Source organism: Agromyces sp. LHK192, assembly GCF_004006235.1.
Lineage (GTDB): Bacteria > Actinomycetota > Actinomycetes > Actinomycetales > Microbacteriaceae > Agromyces.
The window spans coordinates 1,797,790-1,814,777 of record NZ_CP034753.1; the positions used below are offsets into that span (position 1 = coordinate 1,797,790).

At 71.0% G+C, this 16,988-nt stretch carries 20 protein-coding genes; 11 read left to right on the forward strand and 9 right to left on the reverse strand.

The genetic code is table 11. The annotated features are described in order from the left end of the window. Positions 1 to 187 precede the first annotated feature (187 nt). The 3 genes from ELQ40_RS08000 (at position 188) to ELQ40_RS08010 (ending at position 4,145) form a co-directional block, all read left to right on the forward strand. Positions 188 to 1,201, forward strand: coding sequence for a TerC family protein (locus ELQ40_RS08000; protein ID WP_127793214.1), 1,014 nt, complete (start codon positions 188 to 190; stop codon positions 1,199 to 1,201). A gap of 91 nt (positions 1,202 to 1,292) precedes the next feature. Next, complete coding sequence (locus ELQ40_RS08005; protein ID WP_127793215.1) at positions 1,293 to 2,612, forward strand: hemolysin family protein; 1,320 nt, start codon at positions 1,293 to 1,295, stop codon at positions 2,610 to 2,612. A gap of 84 nt (positions 2,613 to 2,696) precedes the next feature. After that, on the forward strand, positions 2,697 to 4,145 hold the full coding sequence (locus ELQ40_RS08010) for an APC family permease (protein WP_127793216.1): 1,449 nt from the start codon (positions 2,697 to 2,699) through the stop codon (positions 4,143 to 4,145). A gap of 18 nt (positions 4,146 to 4,163) precedes the next feature. On the opposite strand, the gene ELQ40_RS08015 is transcribed toward ELQ40_RS08010, so the two are convergent. Both ELQ40_RS08015 and ELQ40_RS08020 read right to left on the reverse strand, forming a co-directional pair. Beyond that, the gene (locus tag ELQ40_RS08015) at positions 4,164 to 4,751 is read right to left on the reverse strand and encodes a VanZ family protein (protein WP_240666000.1); all 588 of its coding nucleotides are present in this window, start codon (positions 4,749 to 4,751) and stop codon (positions 4,164 to 4,166) included. Beyond that, positions 4,748 to 5,413 (reverse strand): M15 family metallopeptidase, encoded by a 666-nt coding sequence (locus tag ELQ40_RS08020; RefSeq protein WP_127793217.1) that lies wholly within the window; start codon positions 5,411 to 5,413, stop codon positions 4,748 to 4,750. The genes ELQ40_RS08015 and ELQ40_RS08020 overlap by 4 nt, the downstream gene beginning before the upstream one ends. Positions 5,414 to 5,499: 86 nt before the next feature. Between ELQ40_RS08020 and ELQ40_RS08025 the strand changes: the two genes are divergently transcribed. From ELQ40_RS08025 to ELQ40_RS08045, 5 genes are read left to right on the forward strand one after another with little or no spacing between them, the layout of a single operon-like run. Next, the gene (locus ELQ40_RS08025; RefSeq protein ID WP_127793218.1) at positions 5,500 to 6,195 is read left to right on the forward strand and encodes a response regulator transcription factor; all 696 of its coding nucleotides are present in this window, start codon (positions 5,500 to 5,502) and stop codon (positions 6,193 to 6,195) included. Beyond that, positions 6,188 to 7,282 (forward strand): HAMP domain-containing sensor histidine kinase, encoded by a 1,095-nt coding sequence (locus tag ELQ40_RS08030; RefSeq protein WP_127793219.1) that lies wholly within the window; start codon positions 6,188 to 6,190, stop codon positions 7,280 to 7,282. Before ELQ40_RS08025 ends, ELQ40_RS08030 begins: the two co-directional genes overlap by 8 nt. 31 nt (positions 7,283 to 7,313) lie before the next feature. Next, a complete protein-coding gene (locus tag ELQ40_RS08035; RefSeq protein WP_127793220.1) occupies positions 7,314 to 8,255 on the forward strand; it encodes a metal ABC transporter substrate-binding protein in 942 nt (313 codons plus the stop codon). Next, positions 8,252 to 8,992, forward strand: a complete 741-nt coding sequence (locus ELQ40_RS08040) for a metal ABC transporter ATP-binding protein (RefSeq protein ID WP_127793221.1) — start codon at positions 8,252 to 8,254, stop codon at positions 8,990 to 8,992. The genes ELQ40_RS08035 and ELQ40_RS08040 overlap by 4 nt, the downstream gene beginning before the upstream one ends. After that, positions 8,989 to 9,855, forward strand: a complete 867-nt coding sequence (locus ELQ40_RS08045; RefSeq protein ID WP_127793222.1) for a metal ABC transporter permease — start codon at positions 8,989 to 8,991, stop codon at positions 9,853 to 9,855. Before ELQ40_RS08040 ends, ELQ40_RS08045 begins: the two co-directional genes overlap by 4 nt. Positions 9,856 to 9,867: 12 nt before the next feature. Here ELQ40_RS08045 and ELQ40_RS08050 read toward each other — a convergent pair whose 3' ends face one another. After that, positions 9,868 to 10,380, reverse strand: a complete 513-nt coding sequence (locus tag ELQ40_RS08050) for a macro domain-containing protein (protein WP_127793223.1) — start codon at positions 10,378 to 10,380, stop codon at positions 9,868 to 9,870. A gap of 73 nt (positions 10,381 to 10,453) precedes the next feature. Between ELQ40_RS08050 and ELQ40_RS08055 the strand changes: the two genes are divergently transcribed. Both ELQ40_RS08055 and ELQ40_RS08060 read left to right on the forward strand, forming a co-directional pair. Continuing rightward, positions 10,454 to 10,795 (forward strand): DUF2200 domain-containing protein, encoded by a 342-nt coding sequence (locus ELQ40_RS08055; RefSeq protein WP_127793224.1) that lies wholly within the window; start codon positions 10,454 to 10,456, stop codon positions 10,793 to 10,795. Next, the gene (locus tag ELQ40_RS08060) at positions 10,792 to 11,796 is read left to right on the forward strand and encodes an LLM class flavin-dependent oxidoreductase (RefSeq protein WP_127793225.1); all 1,005 of its coding nucleotides are present in this window, start codon (positions 10,792 to 10,794) and stop codon (positions 11,794 to 11,796) included. The genes ELQ40_RS08055 and ELQ40_RS08060 overlap by 4 nt, the downstream gene beginning before the upstream one ends. A gap of 98 nt (positions 11,797 to 11,894) precedes the next feature. Here ELQ40_RS08060 and ELQ40_RS08065 read toward each other — a convergent pair whose 3' ends face one another. From ELQ40_RS08065 to ELQ40_RS08075, 3 genes are all read right to left on the reverse strand, one after another. Beyond that, entirely contained in the window at positions 11,895 to 12,521 is a 627-nt protein-coding gene (locus ELQ40_RS08065; protein ID WP_127793226.1) for a glyoxalase, read from the reverse strand. 57 nt (positions 12,522 to 12,578) lie between these two features. Further along, positions 12,579 to 13,493 carry an NAD(P)-dependent oxidoreductase gene (locus ELQ40_RS08070; protein WP_127793227.1) on the reverse strand — a complete coding sequence of 305 codons (915 nt, stop codon included), beginning with the start codon at positions 13,491 to 13,493 and terminating at the stop codon, positions 12,579 to 12,581. Positions 13,494 to 13,556: 63 nt separating this feature from the next. Further along, positions 13,557 to 14,129, reverse strand: coding sequence for a flavin reductase family protein (locus ELQ40_RS08075; RefSeq protein ID WP_370296767.1), 573 nt, complete (start codon positions 14,127 to 14,129; stop codon positions 13,557 to 13,559). An 87-nt stretch (positions 14,130 to 14,216) separates the two neighbouring features. On the opposite strand from ELQ40_RS08075, the gene ELQ40_RS08080 reads away from it, so the two are divergent. Beyond that, complete coding sequence (locus ELQ40_RS08080; protein WP_127793228.1) at positions 14,217 to 14,483, forward strand: hypothetical protein; 267 nt, start codon at positions 14,217 to 14,219, stop codon at positions 14,481 to 14,483. Positions 14,484 to 14,522: 39 nt separating this feature from the next. Here the strand turns inward: ELQ40_RS08080 and ELQ40_RS08085 are convergent, their stop codons facing one another. From ELQ40_RS08085 to msrB, 3 genes are all read right to left on the reverse strand, one after another. Further along, positions 14,523 to 15,752 (reverse strand): Fic family protein, encoded by a 1,230-nt coding sequence (locus tag ELQ40_RS08085; protein WP_305004459.1) that lies wholly within the window; start codon positions 15,750 to 15,752, stop codon positions 14,523 to 14,525. A gap of 132 nt (positions 15,753 to 15,884) precedes the next feature. Continuing rightward, positions 15,885 to 16,436: a peptide-methionine (S)-S-oxide reductase MsrA gene (gene msrA / locus ELQ40_RS08090; protein WP_127793229.1), complete on the reverse strand. Its 552-nt coding sequence runs from the start codon at positions 16,434 to 16,436 to the stop codon at positions 15,885 to 15,887. Between the two features lies 1 nt (position 16,437). After that, positions 16,438 to 16,932: a peptide-methionine (R)-S-oxide reductase MsrB gene (msrB, locus tag ELQ40_RS08095; protein ID WP_127795202.1), complete on the reverse strand. Its 495-nt coding sequence runs from the start codon at positions 16,930 to 16,932 to the stop codon at positions 16,438 to 16,440. Positions 16,933 to 16,988: the final 56 nt, after the last annotated feature.

Below are 16,988 nucleotides of genomic sequence, written 5' to 3' on the forward strand. Positions count from 1 at the left end.
CGGTCCTCGGCGCTTCCACAGGAACGACCCGCCCCGATCGCCTAGGCTCGGAACCTCAAGGGGAGTACTCCGACACGGTCGGCTCGTCATTACGGATGCACCGTCGCATCCCGGGCCGCCGGTTCCCGACCTCGGGAACGGAAGAGACCTTGGCGCCCATCCGTTCGCGCCCAGGTCTGGAGCATCCTTGGAGATCACCCCGCTCGTGTGGATCGTCACGATCCTCGTCACGATCGCCTTCTTCGTCTACGAGTTCTTCGCGCACGTGCGAAAGCCGCACGAGCCGAGCATCGGCGAGTCCGCCCGCTGGTCGGCGTTCTACATCGGCCTCGCATTGCTGTTCGGCGTCGGCATCGGCATGGTCTCCGGCTGGACCTACGGCGGTGAGTACTTCGCCGGGTACCTCACCGAGAAGGCCCTTTCGGTCGACAACCTCTTCGTCTTCCTCATCGTGATGACCGCGTTCGCGGTGCCGAAGATCTACCAGCAGAAGGTGCTGATGATCGGCATCGTGATCGCGCTGATCCTCCGCGGCGCGTTCATCGCGGTCGGCGCCGCGCTGATCTCGAACTTCTCGTGGATCTTCTACCTGTTCGGCGCCCTCCTGCTGGTGCTCGCGTGGCGCCAGGCCTTCGGCGACCACGAGAGCAATCCGGCCGAGTGGAAGTCCATGCGGTTCGTCCGCCGGCACCTTCCCGTCACCGACGAGTACCACGAGGACCGGCTGACCGTTCGCAAGGACGGCCGGCGCTTCGTCACGCCGATGCTGCTCACGATCATCGCGATCGGCTTCGTCGACCTGATCTTCGCGGTCGACTCGATCCCCGCGATCTACGGGCTCACCGATCAGGCCTACATCGTCTTCACCGCGAACGCGTTCGCGCTGATGGGCCTGCGTCAGCTGTACTTCCTCATCGGGGGACTGCTCGAGCGGCTCGTGTACCTCGCGCAGGGGCTCGCCGTCATCCTCGCGTTCATCGGGGTGAAGCTCGTGCTGCACGCCCTGCACGTCAACGAGCTCCCGTTCATCAACGGCGGCGAGCACGTGGAGTGGTCGCCCGAGATCCCGATCTGGTTCTCACTCACGTTCATCGGCGCGACCATCGCGGTCGCGACGATCGCGAGCCTCGTGAAGACCCGCCGCGACGGGACCACCGTCGAAGACCAGTCCGCCATCGAAACCGAGAAGGAACCTTCGTGACCAGCACGAGCGGCGCCACCACCGCCGACACCCCGGACCAACCCGACGCCCGGAAGACCCCGGGCACCCTCCTCGACGCCGAGGCCCGCCGATGACCGCCGACCTCGTCTGGAACATCGTCCTCGTGTTCGTCTTCGTCCTCATCGGCGGCGTGTTCGCCGCGACGGAGATGGCGCTCGTCACCCTTCGCGAGAGCCAGATCAATGCGATCGCCGCCCGTGGCCGTCGCGGTGCGAAGGTCGCGAGCCTCGCCCGCAACCCGAACACGTTCCTCTCGGCAGTGCAGATCGGTGTCACCGTCGCGGGGTTCGCCTCCGCGGCCTACGGGGCGACGTCGATCGCGCCGTCCGTCGCGCCGCTGTTCATGGCGATCGGCGTGCCGGATTCGGTCGCGTTCACCATCGCCACCGTGCTGCTGACGCTGGTCATCGCCTACCTCTCGCTGGTGCTCGGCGAGCTGGTGCCGAAGCGTCTTGCAATCCAGCGCAACGCGTCGTTCGCGTACGCCGTGGCGCCGGCACTCGACGGCTTCGCCACGATCATGCGACCGGTCATCTGGTTGCTGTCGGTCTCGACGAACGCGCTGGTGCGCCTGCTGGGCGGCGACCCGCACAAGACCGCCGATGAGCTGACCGAGGAGGAGATCCGCGACATCGTCGCAACCCACGAGGGGCTCCCCGAGGACGAACGCAAGATCCTCGACGACGTGCTCTCGCTCCGTGGCCGTCAGGTCAGCGAGGTGATGCGACCCCGACCCGAGGTGATCGCGCTGGACGAGCGGTCGAGCGTCGCCGACGCGGTCGCACTGGTGCGCGAGCATCCGTTCTCGCGGTATCCGGTCGTGGACCGGTCGATCGACGACATCGTCGGGTTCGTGCACGTTCGCGACCTGTTCGAGGCGGCGGCGGATGCCCCGGACCGGTCGCTCGAGCACGTCATCCGCCCGATCTCGTTCCTGCCGTCGACCGCCCGCGTGCTGCCCACGCTCACCCGGATGCGCGCGGACGGCGACCACATCGCGGTCCTCGTGGACGAGTACGGCGGCACCGACGGCATCGTCACGCTGGAAGACCTCGTCGAGGAGGTGGTCGGCGAGATCTTCGACGAGTACGACACGGCGACCGATCCGGTCGCCGTCGGCGGTGTCGTGGACGGCCGGCTCAACCTGCAGGAGTTCGAGGAGGCGACGGGCCTGGTGCTTCCGCGCGGAGCGTCCGACACGATCGCGGGCTTCATCACCGAGCACCTCGGACGGCTCGCCGTCGTCGGCGACCGGGTCGACGTCGACGGCGCGGCGATCGAGGTCGTCGCGGTCGATCGCCGACGCGTGGCGGCCGTCAGGGTGTCGCCCCACGCCGGCGCGGATCACGGCGACCGCCCGGCTCCCGACGCGGTGGCCCCGGGCAACTGACCGCATCCCGGATTTCGCCGGATCGCAAGGGGTTGCCCGCGCATCGCGGATGTGGTCGGCTGACCTCGGGGGAAGGGGCATCCGATGACGAAGGATCCGTCCTGGACGCAGGTGGTCAAGACCGCCGAGCCGGAGCAGCCGCAGTTGAAACGCGTGCTCGGGCCGGGCCTGCTGCTCCTGTTCATCGTGGGAGACATCCTCGGCACCGGCATCTACGCGCTCACCGGCCAGGTTGCCGCGGAGGTCGGCGGAGCCGCGTGGCTGCCGTTCCTGCTCGCGTTCGCGGTCGCGACCGTCACCGCGTTCTCGTACCTGGAACTCGTGACGAAGTATCCGCAGGCCGCCGGTGCGGCGCTGTACACGCACAAGGCGTTCGGCATCCACTTCTTCACGTTCATCGTGTGCTTCATCGTGATGACCTCGGGCATCACGTCGGCGTCGACCGCCTCCCGCGCGTTCGCGGCGAACCTGCTGGTCGCGTTCGGCATCCCGGATGCCACGGTGACGACCATGCTGATCGCGCTGGCCTTCATCGTGCTCATCATGCTGGTGAACCTCCGTGGGGTGACCGAGAGCGTGTGGCTCAACGTGCTGCTGACGCTCGTCGAACTGTCGGGCCTGCTCCTCGTGATCCTGATCGGCATGTGGGCGATCTCGGGCGGCAACGCCGACTGGTCGAGGGTGGTCGCGTTCGAGACCCCGGAGGACAAGAACGTGCTGCTGGCCGTGAGCACCGCGACGTCCCTCGCGTTCTTCGCCATGGTCGGCTTCGAAGACTCGGTGAACATGGCCGAGGAGACCAAGGAGCCGAGCCGGATCTTCCCGCGGATGATGCTCACCGGCCTCGGCATCGCGGCCGTCATCTACGTGCTCGTGTCGATCACGGTCGTCGCGCTCGTGCCCATCGGCGACCTGGTCGGGAGCGAGACCCCCCTCGTGACCGCCGTCGAGGCCGCGGCTCCCGGCTTCCCGATCAACGACCTGCTGCCGTTCATCTCGATGTTCGCCGTCGCGAACACCGCGCTCATCAACATGATGATGGCGAGCCGCCTGCTGTACGGCATGAGCCGTCAGCAGGTGCTGCCGCCGTTCCTGGCGAAGGTCGCGCCGAAGCGGCGCACGCCGTGGGCGGCGATCCTGTTCACGAGCGCGCTCGCGGTCGGGCTCATCGTGTACGTGTCGCTCGACGCGGAGGGATCCATCGTCGCGCTGCTCGGCGGGACGACGTCGCTGCTGTTGCTGACCGTGTTCGCCGTCGTCAACGTGACCGTGCTCGTGCTCCGACGCCAACCGGTCGACCACGGGCACTTCCGCACCCCCGTGGTGCTGCCGGTGCTCGGTGCGCTGTCGTGCCTCTACCTCGTGTTCCCCTGGACGTCCGGCAGGCCGCCCGGCCAGTACGGGATCGCCCTCGTCCTCCTCGCCGTCGGCGTGGTGCTGTGGGTCGTCGAGCGGATCTACACGCGCTCGAAGCGCCGCGGCGACCGACCGGTGGAGGAGCCGGTCGCCGAACGCTCCGAGCCGCAGGGCTGAGCGGGAGCATCCCGCGCCCTACGGCGCGGGTTCGCCGGCGTGCGTGAGCGAGGAGAGCCCGCGCGTCGGGAGATCCGGTGCCGATCCGCGCGGTCCCATCGAGAGCATGACGCCGGCGACGACCGCGAGCACCGTGCCGAGCGTGCAGATCGCGACCACGACCCTTCCGGCGTGCGTTCCGGCTCGGTGAGCCAGAGCGACCAGGCCGATGCCGAGGAGTGCGCCCGCGGCGTTCGCGACGACGTCCGTGGCATCCGATCGTCCCACCGCGAGCACCCATTGCGCCGCCTCGAGCGCGATGCTGACCGCAGCAGCGACCGCTGTCAGCCGTCGCCACGACCAGCGCGGTGCGACGAACGAGGCGTAGACGCCGAAGGGCACGAAGACGAGCACGTTCGCCGCGACCTCGCCCGGGCGGCTCGCGCCGGCGCCGCCGCTCGCGACGAACGGGATCAGCTTGAGCACGCGTTCTTCTCCGCCGACGTGCGGGACGTGCAGCTTCCACAGCACGAGCCACACCAGGAGCACGAGGTAGAGGGCGAACAGCGCCGCCACCGTGCGCGGCGCTCGCGGCGCCCCCGTCGCGCCCGTCATGGCGGCGCTCACCCCTGCATCCGCGGGTCGTGGGTGGGATCCGGGTACTGGGCGGGGCATCCGTTCCCGACCGCGTCGGGCCGCAGCTCGTAGTGCCACGGTTCGTTCGCGTACACCTGGCAGAGTCCGTAGTCGTCGCCGTGCTGCGCGAGCCAGTCGAGGGCCTCCCACGGGCCGAGGTCGATCGCGTCGCCGTGCACGTGCGGCGAGGTCTCGGCCGTCGCGACCCAGCGCGCGGCCTCGTCGGAGGAACCGTACTCGGCGATGGCCTCGTCGAGGAGCCGGCCCTGGTACTCGGCCGACCGCCACCCGCTGTTCACGACGAACGAGACGCCGTCGGCCGCCGCGTCGGTCGCCGCCCGGCGGACCGCGTCGAGCAGGTCGGGGTCGAGGTTCGCCAGAGCGGCTCCATCGTCGAAGACGGTCGTGCCATCGGGGACACGGCCGTCGTCGTCGCCGTTCGACCCGGAGCCTGAAGCGGTGTCGGGCACCGTGCGGTCGGGCGGCGTGCCATCGGGCGGCGCACCGGGAACGCCCGACACCGACGACGGCGAGGAATCGGCCGCCGCCTGCCCGATCAGGACGGCGCCGAGCACGGCGGCGGCGACGAGGGCGATCAGGAGCAGCAGGATCGGACGTGCACGGGTGGGTCGGATGGATCGTACGGACTGCATGGAAGAAGTCCACGCGATGTCGTGTTGCGGTGGCGTATGCGGATTCCGATACGCGGACGATATGCCTCGGTTCGTACCATGGGTGCGTGCGGGTGCTGATCGTGGAGGACGAGCCGTACCTCGCGGAGGCGATCCGCGAGGGGCTCCGGCTGGACTCGATCGCCGCCGACCTCGCGCCGGACGGCGACGCCGCGCTCGAACTCCTCCGGATCAACCAGTACGACATCGCCGTGCTCGACCGGGACATCCCGGGGCCGACGGGGGACGAGATCGCGAGGGCCATCGTGGCATCCGGCAGCGGCATGCCGATCATGATGCTCACCGCGGCGGACCGACTCGATGACAAGGCGAGCGGATTCGAGCTCGGCGCCGACGACTACCTCACCAAGCCGTTCGAGCTGCGCGAGCTCGTGCTGCGGCTCCGCGCCCTCGAACGCCGACGTGCCCATTTCCGCCCGCCGGTCCGCGAACTCGCCGGACTCCGCATCGACCCGTTCCGGCGGGAGGTCTTCCGTGACGGCCGGTACGTCGCGCTGACCCGCAAGCAGTTCGCCGTGCTCGACGTGCTCGTCGGCGCGGAAGGCGGGGTCGTCAGCGCGGAGGAGCTCCTCGAGCGCGCGTGGGACGAGAATGCCGACCCGTTCACGAACGCCGTCCGGATCACCGTGTCGGCGCTGCGGAAGCGGCTCGGCGAACCGTGGATCATCGCGACCGTGCCGGGGGTGGGATACCGGATCGACACCGGTCCCGGGCAGCGTGACCCGGGCGGGACGCGTGGATAGGCGGGCAGGGCTGAGCGTCCGGGTGAAGCTCGCGCTCAGCTATGCCGGGTTCCTCGTCGTCGCCGTCGGCCTGCTGCTCGGCGTGGTCTGGGTGTTCCTGCTGCGGTACGTCCCGGCGGAGGCCGCGCAGACGATCGGCGGCTTCGTACCCGGCCGCGACGACCTCGTGCGCGCCTTCGCGCCCGCGGCCGCCTGGGTGGTGTGCTTCCTGCTGCTCTTCGGCCTGCTCGGCGGCTGGATCCTCGCGGGACGGATGCTGGCGCCGCTCACGCGGATCACTCGCGCGACACGTCAGGCCGCCGCGGGTTCGCTCTCGCACCGGATCGAGCTCGACGGCCCGCGCGACGAGTTCCGCGAACTCGCCGACAGCTTCGACGCGATGCTCGCACGCCTCGAGGCGCAGGTCGCCGAGCAGCAGCGGTTCGCGGCGAACGCGTCGCACGAGCTGCGCACCCCGCTCGCGATCACGCAGACCCTGATCGAGGTCGCGCGGACCGACCCGGATCGCGACACCGCGGCGGTCCTCGATCGCCTGCGCTCGGTCAACACGCGGGCGATCGAGCTGACGGAGGCGCTGCTGGTGCTCAGCCGTGCCGACGCCCGGTCGTTCGGGCGGGAATCGGTCGACCTCTCGCTGCTCGTGGAGGAGTCGATCGAGACGCTGCTTCCGCTCGCGGAGGAGCGGCGGGTCGAGCTCGCGGCCTCCGGCGAGGTCGCCGCGGCGATCGGGTCGCCGTCGCTGCTGCTGCAGATGACGACGAACCTCGTGCACAACGCCATCGTGCACAACGGCCCGGGCGGCGGAAGCGTGCACCTGCACACCGTCGTCGACACGGCCGGCGCGGCTCGCCTCACGGTCGAGAACACCGGTCCCGCGCTCCCTCCGTCACTCGTCGCGACGCTCACCGAGCCGTTCCAGCGAGGAACCGAGCGCATCCGCGCCGACGATGCCGGAGTCGGCCTCGGCCTCGCGATCGTGTCGAGCATCGTGCGAGCCCACGACGGCGAGTTGCAGCTCGCACCGCGCGAGGGCGGGGGCCTGCGGGCCATCGTGCGACTGCCGGCCGCGCCGGCGGTCCGCGCTTGATTTCGGCGCACCGAAAAGGTAATTTTTCGGTATGCCGAAATCGCAACGTCGCATTCGCCGATCGAGCGCCGTCGCCGTCACCGCACTCCTCGGTGCAGCCGCGCTCGCCGGATGCTCCGGCGTCGATGCCTCGGCGAACGGCGCCGACGACCGGCCGGTCGTGCTCACGACGTTCACCGTGCTGGCCGACATCGCCCGGAACGTCGCGGGGGACCACCTCGAGGTCGCCTCGATCACGAAGGTCGGCGCGGAGATCCACGGCTACGAGCCGACCCCGCTCGACATCGCCAAGGCATCCGAGGCCGACCTGATCCTCGACAACGGGCTCGGCCTGGAATCGTGGTTCGAACAGTTCGTCGACAGTGTCGACGTGCCGCACGTCGTCGTCTCCGACGGCGTGGAGGCGATCGACATCACGGATGACGCGTACGCCGGCAAGCCGAACCCGCACGCGTGGATGAGCCCCACGAACGTGCAGGTCTACGTCGACAACATGGTCGACGCCTTCAGCGAGCTCGATCCCGATCACGCCGCCGACTACGCGGCGAACGGCTCGGCGTACAACGAGCAGCTGCAGGCGGTCGAGGACGAATTGGTCGCCGGCCTCGCCGCGCTGCCCGCGCGCCAGCGTGCGCTCGTCACCTGCGAGGGCGCGTTCTCGTACCTCGCACGCGACACCGGACTCGCCGAGTCGTACATCTGGCCGGTGAACGCCGAGCAGCAGGCGACCCCGAAGCAGATCGCCGCGGCGATCGAGTTCGTCGAGGCCGACGACGTGCCCGCCGTCTTCTGCGAATCGACCGTGTCCGACAAGCCCATGCAGCAGGTCGTCGATGCCACGGGCGCCGAGTTCGGCGGCATCCTGTACGTCGACTCGCTCTCCGAGGCCGACGGACCGGTGCCGACCTACCTCGACCTCATCCGTCACGACACCGAGACGATCCTCGCGGCCCTGACCGGCGGTGCCGGGTGACGGTCGCGATCGCGCTCGACGACGTCACCGTCCGGTACGGCGAGGTCGTCGCGCTGGACGGCGTCTCGCTCGAGGTCCGCGCGGGGCGGGTGACCGCGCTGATCGGCATGAACGGATCGGGCAAGTCCACGCTGTTCAAGACCGCCACCGGCATGATCCGCCCGGCGACGGGGCGGGTGCGGATCGCCGGCGAGACTCCCGCCGCGGCGCGCAAGCGCGGTGACGTCGGCTACGTCCCGCAGAGCGAGGACGTCGACTTCGACTTCCCAGTCTCCGTGCGCGACGTCGTGATGATGGGCCGCTACGGCCATCTGGGCATCACCCGGCGGCCCCGCGCGGCCGATCGCGCCGCGGTCGACGAGGCGCTCGCACGTGTCGAGCTCACCGACCTCGCGGACCGCCAGATCGGGCGTCTCTCGGGCGGGCAGCGCAAGCGCGCGTTCGTGGCGCGCGGCATCGCGCAGGACGCCGGCATCCTGCTGCTCGACGAGCCGTTCGCGGGCGTCGACAAGGCCTCGGAGGCGACGATCGTGCGGCTCCTGCGCGAACTCGCCGCCGACGGGCGCACGATCCTCGTGTCGACGCACGACCTGCACGCGCTGCCGGCGCTCGCCGACGAAGCCGTCCTGCTCCTGCATCGCGTCGTCTTCCACGGCTCCGTCGACGAGGCGCTGCGACCCGAGCGGCTCGCGCAGGCGTTCGGGCTCGACCTGCTCGGACCGGGGGAGGCGGCGTGAACCCGATCGACCTCCTCCTCGAACCGCTGCAGTACGAGTTCATGGTGCGTGCCCTCGCCACGACCGTCATCGCGGCGATCGTCTGCGCGGTGCTGTCGTGCTGGCTCGTGCTCGTCGGCTGGTCGCTCATGGGCGACGCCGTCTCGCACGCCGTGCTCCCCGGCGTGGTGCTCGCGTACATCGTCGGCGCGCCGTTCGCGATCGGGGCGCTCGTGTTCGGATTCCTCGCGGTCGCGCTCATCGGCCTCATCCGCGGCACCAGCCGGGTGAAGGAGGATGCCGCCATCGGCATCGTGTTCACGACGCTCTTCGCCCTCGGCCTCGTGCTGATCTCGGTCACGCCGAGCCAGACCGACCTCAACCACATCATCTTCGGCAACATCCTCGGCGTCTCGGTCGCCGACCTCGTCCAGGTCGCCGTGCTCGCCGCCGTCGCGTTCACGGTGCTGATCGTGAAGCGGCGCGACCTCACGCTCTACGCGTTCGACCCGACGCACGCGTTCGCGATCGGGCTCTCGCCGCGGTTCCTCGGCGCGCTGCTGCTGGCGGTGCTCGCCCTCACCGCGGTCGTCGCGTTGCAGGTGGTCGGGGTCGTCCTCGTCGTCGCGATGCTCATCATCCCGGGTGCCACCGCGTACCTGCTGACCGACCGGTTCGGCAGGATGCTCCTCATCGCACCCGCGATCTCGGCCGTCTCATCGGTGGTGGGCATCTACCTCAGCTACTGGATCGACGCGGCCTCGGGCGGCCTCGTGGTCGTGGTGCAGGGGGTCGTGTTCGCGCTCGTCTACCTGTTCAGCCCGCGGCAGGGCGTGATCGGCCGGCGGATCGCAGGTCGGCGCCCGCGCCGCGCGATCGCCTGACGCGGCATCCGATCACGACGGCTCGGCCGCCTGGATCGCAGCGCGCACCTCGTCGTGGATCGCGGCGTCGCGCGCGACGATCCGCACGTCGTCGACCAGGGCGTCGGAGGAGCGGATCGCCTCGAGCGCCGCCGCGATCGCGTCGGCACGCGGCCACCCGTAGATCCCGGCGCTGATCAGCGGGAACGCGATGCTCGACGCGCCGAGCCGGTCGGCGACCTCGAGGGCCCGCCGGTAGCACGACAGCAGCCTCGAGCGGTCGCGCTCGCCGGCGGCGAAGTTCGGGCCGACGGTGTGCACCACCCACCGTGCCGGCAGGTCGCCCGCGGTCGTCCAGCCGGCGTCGCCCGTCGCGAGCCCGTTCGGGAACCGGGCGATGCAGTCGGCGAGGATCGCAGGACCGCCGGCGCGGTGGATCGCGCCGTCCACCCCGCCGCCACCGCGCATGGCGTTGCTCGCGGCGTTCACGATGACGTCGACGTGCTGGTCGGTGAGATCGCCGAGCACGGCGGTGAGGGTCGGCATACGGTCAGTCTCGTCGCATCCGGCACCGTCCTCCAGCCCGATCCGAGACGGTCGGCGCGCGTACGCTTGCACCATGGAACGGATCTTCACGATGCCCGTCGCACGGGTCTACCCGCTCTACGTGACGAAGCTGGAGCGGAAGGGCCGCAGTCAGGAGGAGCTCGACGAGGTCATCACCTGGCTGACCGGCTTCGACAAGCCCGAGGTGCAGCGCCGACTCGACGACGGCACCACGTTCGAGGAGTTCTTCGCCGAGGCCGAGCTCAACCCCAACGTGTCGCTCATCACGGGCGTCATCTGCGGCGTGCGCGTCGAGCAGATCGAGGACCCGCTCATGCAGCAGATCCGCTACCTCGACAAGCTCGTCGACGAGCTCGCCCGCGGCAAGGCGATGGACAAGGTGCTGCGCGCATGACGGATGCCACGGCAGCGCCGAGCGCGGTCGAGACGGGTCGCGTGGGCGTCATGCTTCCCCGCGACCTTCCCGTCGCCGACGTGCTGCCGTTCGCCCGCAGGGCGGAGGCGCTCGGCTTCGACGAGCTGTGGGTCGTCGAGGACCTCGGGTTCCGGGGCGGATTCGCGCAGGCCGCCGCCGTGCTCGGCGCGACCGAGCGCATCGAGGTCGGCATCGGCATCCTCCCCGCCGCGGCCCGCCTCGCGGCATTCGCCGCGATGGAGATCGCGACCCTCGAGCAGCTCTTCCCGGGCCGTGTCATCGTGGGACTCGGTCACGGGATGCCGCAGTGGATGCGGCAGCTCGGCGCGTGGCCCGCCAGCCCGCTCACGCTGCTGCGCGAGACGACGCTGACCCTTCGCGCCCTGCTCGCAGGAGAGCCGGCGCCCGACGGGGGCCGCTACATCGAGGCATCCGGACTCGTCCTCGACGAGCGCCCCGAGCGCGTGCCGCCGATCCTGCTCGGCGTCCGTGGACCGCGGTCGCTCGAGCTCGCCGGCGAGGTCGCCGACGGAGTCGTGCTCGCGGAGCCGGCCGATCCGACCTACATCGAGGCCTCGATCGCCCACGTCGAACGCGGCGCCGCGACCGCAGGCCGCAGCGCGTCCGCCCCGCGCGTGGTCACCTACGACGTCGCCGCCGTCGCGGAGACGGATGCCGCCGCGTTCGCGCGCGTCCGGCCCGCGCTCGCGTGGTTCGGCGAACCGGACTGGGCGCCGCATCTCGCGGGCCTGCCGTTCGCGGCCGACCTCGCGGAGCTGCGGAAGCGGGCCGGCTCGCCCGCGGCGTTCGCCGAGGCGATCCCCGATGAATGGATCGCACGACTCGCGCTCGCCGGCACCGCCGAACGGGTCCGCGAACTGGTCGCCGAACGGCACCGCGCCGGCGCGACGACCGTCGTGCTGACCCCGGTCGGCGACGATCGCCTGGGCGAGCTCGAACGGCTCGCAGCCGCGCGCTGACGCGTCGAGCGTGCGAAGCCCCGGACGACCACCCGGTCGGCCGGCGCTTCACGCGTGTCCTCCGCTGCGCTGGGCGTCAGGTGCCGGGCGGGGCGCGATCACTGCTCCGACGGGTTCGGCTCCCACGCGAATCCGTCGGGGTCGGTGCCGGCCGGCCCGGAGATGACGACCCGGTGCGATCCCGAGCCCGACTCGTCGACGCCCGCGTCCTTCGCGAGCGCGCGGCGACGGTACAGGCCGAGGCCGATCGGGCTGCCGGGCGTCTCGAACTCGACGTACGATCCGAAGCTCTTGTCGACGGTGAACCCGCGGTCGAGGTAGAACCGCTTGCTCGCGCCGACGTCCTCGGCGCCGAGCAGGATCACGACCTTCTCGACCTCGCGCGTCGCCGGGCCGGTGTCCTTCTTGGCCGACGTCGCGACCTTCCAGACGGTGCCGTCGGGTGCCTGCACGGTGCCGCCGACGCCCCACATCGACTTGGCGACGGGCTTGATCTCGACGGCGCCGGCCGCGAGCGCGGTGCCGACGAGGCTGTGCACGGTCGACGGCTGGGCGACGATCAGCGACACGGTGAATCCGCGGAAGCCGGTCGTCGGGGCCTCCGAGCGACGGACCCGGATGCGGCCGCCGAGCCCGAACGCGGCCGCGAGGAACTCGCGGGTGGCGTCGGGGTCGGCGGCCTCGATGGTGATGGACTCGATGCTGGTATCGGTGATGGTGTTCATGCCTGCGACGCTACGGAGGCCCGTCGGGCGACACTTCTCGATTCCTGACCGATGCCGCTACCAGGCCTCCGCGCCGTCGAAGCTGGTCGCTCGCGGACGATAGGTCAACTGCTCGCGGGCCGCAGTCAGGTTGTAGGTGCGCTCGTATCCGAGGCGGTTCACCATGAACCGGGTCAGCGGCGGCCGGGTCCGCGCGATGCGCGCGGCACGTTCGACGGCGTGCGCCGCGCGGAACGCCGCGGGCGTCGGCACGCCGACGATGCGCGCCTCGACGCCGCGGCGTTCGAGGAGTTCGCCGATCGCGTCGGAGAGCAGCACGGGAGCGGCATCCGTCACGTTGAACACGCCTTTGGGGCCGAACGGGATGACCGCCGATCGCACGGCGGCGACCAGGTTGTCGATGTGCGTGAGCGCGTGGGGAACCTCGCCGCCGGCCGGCAGGAGGAGCCGGCCGCCGCGCACGGCGGCGAGCAGCCCGCGCACCATGGCCCGTTCGCCGGGTCCGTAGACGAGGTGCGGCCGCAGGATCGCGACGTCGCGGCCGCTCAGCTCGCCCTCGGCGAGCGCCTTGGTGGCGCCGTAGGGGCTGAGGTGCCGCTCGGGGAGGCGGGCGTCCTCGGCGACGTGCACGCTCGGGCCGGCGTCGTCGTACACCGCCGACGTCGAGACGTGCACGATCCGCTTGTTCGGAAAGGTCCGGACCACCGAGCGGGTGCCGTCGCGGTTCGCCAGGAGGGCCCGTTCGAAGCCCGCCCACACGTCGGTGAGCCCCGCGGCGTGCACGACGGCGTCGACGCGGTCGGGCTCGCGCAACGGCCCGCGCGCGAGGTCCCAGACGCGGTACGTCGCCGACGGATGCGACCATCCTCCGGCGCGCCGTCCGTAGCCGACGACGCGATGCCCGTCGTCCGCGAGCGCGGTGGCGATCGCGCCGCCCACGAATCCGCTCGCACCCGTGACCGCGACCCTCATCCGACTTCCTTCCAGCGCGCCCCGGTCGAGCCTAGCGACCCGGCGGCTCGCGCGGGAGTGCGCTCAGAGCTCGGCGTCGGGATCCAGCCGGAGGAACTTGCGATCGCGGAAGAGGAGGGGTGGGGCATCCGGTCCGATGGTGACGGCGAGCACCTCGGCGAGCACCAGGGTCGAGCTGCCGACCGGCACGAGCTCGAGCGGTCGGCACCGCAGCACCGCGGTCGCGTCGGGCAGGAACGGTTCGCCGGTCGGCAGCCGCTCCCAGCCCTGTTCGCCGGTGAATCGCGGCGCGCCGGACTTCGCGAACACGCGAGCGAGGTCGGCGTGCTGCTCGGCGAGGAAGTTCACCGCGAACGTGTGCGTCGCGAGCAGGGCGCCGGCCGTGCCGGTCGCCCGCGTCACCGAGAACGAGATCGCCGGCGGGTCGACGGCGACGGATGCCACGCTCGACGCGGCCAGCCCGACCGGTCCGGTCGCGGTCGCCGCGGTGATCAGCGCGATGCCGGCCGGATGCATCCGGAAGGCGTGCTTCATGGTGTCGCCGACGGGGGTCGGGATGGGCGCGGTGCCGCTGAGCTCACGGGCGGTGGCCTGGGCGCCGGGCTCGTCGGGCACGGGCTGGAGGGGATTCGTCACGACGCTCCTCAGGATGGACGACCCGTCCACGCTATCCCCGCACGGCTGGGAGTTGGCGCGCAGCGTATTCGAACGTATGTTCGATGCATGGTCACGTGGCATCCGATCCTCGCGGCGGAGGAGCCGACCGCGGGTCGCTGGGAGCTGCGCGACCAGTACGGGCGCTGTTACGGGGTGGTCCGCATCCTGAGGATCGGCGACGAGGTCGGCTATCGAGCCGACGACGGCGAGGGGGCGCTCATCGGCTACTTCACGAACCTGCGCGCGGCCTGCCGCGAGGTGCACGCCCGGTTCGTGCGCAGCCATGGCCCCGCGCCGTTCCGCGGCTATCCGGACTTCCGCGGTGTCGACTGAGTCGGGCGGGCCTGCCGCGCCCGGCTCGCCGCGCGCGGCTCAACTCGCCGCGAGCGGCGGGAGCGCCGCGGCGATGCGCTCCTGCAGGTCGTCGAGTTCGCCGAGCAGGTCGACCGACACCCAGACGCGGTCGCGCTTGCGGCCGGTGATCTCCCGGACGATGCCCGCCGTCTCGAGCGTCTCGATGGCGCGGTTGGTGTTCGGGGCAGGCGAGCCGATGAGGCGTGCGGCGAGGTCGCCCGAGAAGACCGGATGCTCCGCGAGCACGCCGATGAGCTTCTGCGCGGCCGAACCGGACCTCGCGCCGACCATCGCCGACCACTCCGCCGGGAGCACGTCGATGCGCGCGGCCGACGTGCGGGCCTCGCGGGCTGCGACCTCCACGGACACGGCCATGCGGTGCACGAACGCGTCGAGGTCGCCGGTGCGGTAGCCGTCGAGCAGCGCGAAGTACCCGTCGCGGTCGGCCAGCATCGCGCCGGCGACCGGGACGACGCTGCGCGCGGTCAGTCCGCGACGGCGCAGGATGGCGTTCACGAGCGCTCGCCCGATGCGCCCGTTGCCGTCGGTGAACGGATGGATCGACTCGAACTGCGCGTGGGCCGCGGCCGCCTGCACGAGTGCGGGCAGGTCGTCGCGGTTCGCGTAGTCGACGAGGTCGCGCATCAGGTCGGGCACGCGTGCGGGGGCCGGTGGCACGAAGAGCGCGTTCCTCGGGGAGTGGTCGCTGCCGCCGATCCAGTTCTGCACGTCGCGGTACCGCCCGGCGTAGCGTCGCTCATGGGGGTCGTCGGCGAAGAGCGCCGCGTGTGCGCCCAGGATCTGCGACTCGTCGATCCGCCCGGTCGCGCCCGCCTCCTCGACGAACCTGGTCAGCGCCTCGGATGCCGCGACCATCAGCGTCGCCGACGAATTGGCCCGGCTCCCGGCGATCGCGCGCGCGAACGCGAGGGCGTCGGCGTCCTCGTGCTCGATCTTGCTCGACGCCACGGACTCGGTGCGGATCAGGAACTGGCCGAGTGCGCTGAGGCCGCCGACGACCTCGGCCTCGGCGGTCGCGACCGCTGCGGCCGCCCGCTCGATCGCGGTCGTCGTGCCCGGGGACGGGGAGTGGTCGAGGTCGGCGATGAACGGCGGGATGCCGGCCTCGACGTGGTCGAGCATGCGGTCGGCGCGGGTTCCGCCACGGGTCGACTGGCGCCAGGACAGGCGTTCGGTGGTGTGGGCCGGCCACGACCCCGTCGTGGACGGATGTTCGCCTCGAGCCATGCGCTCCCTCCGGGGCATCCGCAATCGTCCGCCATTCTACTTGCGTTTCGTCACGTAAACGCAAGTAACGCCGAGAGAAGTTGCGGACGCCGGTCCGGCGCCGCCCGTCCCGGGCGACGCCGAACCGCAGGATCAGCCCGCGCTGCCGCCCGCCGACTCGCGCTTCGGCAGCTTCCAGCCCGGCCGCACGAAGTGGCACGTGTAGCCCCACGGGATGCGCTCCAGGTAGTCCTGGTGCTCCGGCTCGGCCTCCCAGAACGGGCCCGAAGGCTCGATCGTCGTCACGGCGTCGCCCGGCCACAGGCCGGAGGCATCCACGTCGGCGATCGTCTCGCGCGCCTCGCGCTCCTGCTCCGCGTCGATCGGGAAGATCGCCGAACGATAGCTCGTGCCGACGTCGTTGCCCTGCCGGTTCACCGTCGTCGGGTCGTGGATCTGGAAGAAGAACTCCAGCAGGTCGCGGTACGAGGTCTTCGAGGGGTCGTACACGATCTCGATCGCCTCAGCGTGCCCCGGGTGGTTCCGGTACGTCGCGTGCTCGTTCTGCCCGCCCGTGTAGCCGACGCGCGTCTGCACGACGCCCGGCTGCTTGCGGATGAGGTCCTCCATGCCCCAGAAGCAACCGCCGGCCAGGACAGCCGTGTCGGTTCCGGGGAGACGGGTGATGGTGCCCGTGTCGGTCATCTCAGTGGTCCTCCTTCGTGGACGCGGTCATGGTACCGGTCGCCTGCACGGCGTCCGGGAACAGCCGGGTGTACTCGCCGTACCCCTCGGCCTCGAGCTGCTCGGCAGGCACGAACCGCAGGGCCGCCGAGTTGATGCAGTACCGCAGGCCCCCGTCGTCGACGGGGCCGTCGTCGAACACGTGTCCGAGGTGGCTGTCGGCGCCCGCCGAGCGCACCTCCACGCGCTTCATGAAGAAGGAGCGGTCGACGTGCTCCTTCACGGACGCCTCCTCGATCGGACGCGTGAAGCTCGGCCAGCCCGAACGGCTGTCGTACTTGTCCGTCGAGCTGAACAACGGCTGCCCCGAGACCACGTCGACGTAGATGCCGTCCTCGTGGTGGTTCCAGAACTCGTTCCGGAACGCGGGCTCCGTCGCGTCGTCCTGCGTCACCTTGCGCTGCAGGGGAGTGAGGCGGTCGACCGCCTCGGGAGTGCTTCGATAGTCGGTCACGATCGTGCTCCTTGTCCGACGCAGCCGGCTGCTGCGCCACTGGAGAGAACAGTGCGAGG

Excerpts from the sequence above, each read along its gene's own strand:
- ELQ40_RS08020 (WP_127793217.1), bottom strand. The coding sequence starts at position 5,413 with ATGCAGTCCGTACGATCCATCCGACCCACCCGTGCACGTCCGATCCTG.
- ELQ40_RS08035 (WP_127793220.1), top strand. The coding sequence starts at position 7,314 with ATGCCGAAATCGCAACGTCGCATTCGCCGATCGAGCGCCGTCGCCGTC.
- ELQ40_RS08070 (WP_127793227.1), bottom strand. The coding sequence starts at position 13,493 with ATGAGGGTCGCGGTCACGGGTGCGAGCGGATTCGTGGGCGGCGCGATC.
- ELQ40_RS08060 (WP_127793225.1), top strand. The coding sequence starts at position 10,792 with ATGACGGATGCCACGGCAGCGCCGAGCGCGGTCGAGACGGGTCGCGTG.
- ELQ40_RS08080 (WP_127793228.1), top strand. The coding sequence starts at position 14,217 with ATGGTCACGTGGCATCCGATCCTCGCGGCGGAGGAGCCGACCGCGGGT.
- ELQ40_RS08005 (WP_127793215.1), top strand. The coding sequence starts at position 1,293 with ATGACCGCCGACCTCGTCTGGAACATCGTCCTCGTGTTCGTCTTCGTC.
- msrA (WP_127793229.1), bottom strand. The coding sequence starts at position 16,436 with ATGACCGACACGGGCACCATCACCCGTCTCCCCGGAACCGACACGGCT.
- ELQ40_RS08050 (WP_127793223.1), bottom strand. The coding sequence starts at position 10,380 with ATGCCGACCCTCACCGCCGTGCTCGGCGATCTCACCGACCAGCACGTC.
- ELQ40_RS08010 (WP_127793216.1), top strand. The coding sequence starts at position 2,697 with ATGACGAAGGATCCGTCCTGGACGCAGGTGGTCAAGACCGCCGAGCCG.
- ELQ40_RS08065 (WP_127793226.1), bottom strand. The coding sequence starts at position 12,521 with ATGAACACCATCACCGATACCAGCATCGAGTCCATCACCATCGAGGCC.
- ELQ40_RS08085 (WP_305004459.1), bottom strand. The coding sequence starts at position 15,752 with ATGGCTCGAGGCGAACATCCGTCCACGACGGGGTCGTGGCCGGCCCAC.
- ELQ40_RS08055 (WP_127793224.1), top strand. The coding sequence starts at position 10,454 with ATGGAACGGATCTTCACGATGCCCGTCGCACGGGTCTACCCGCTCTAC.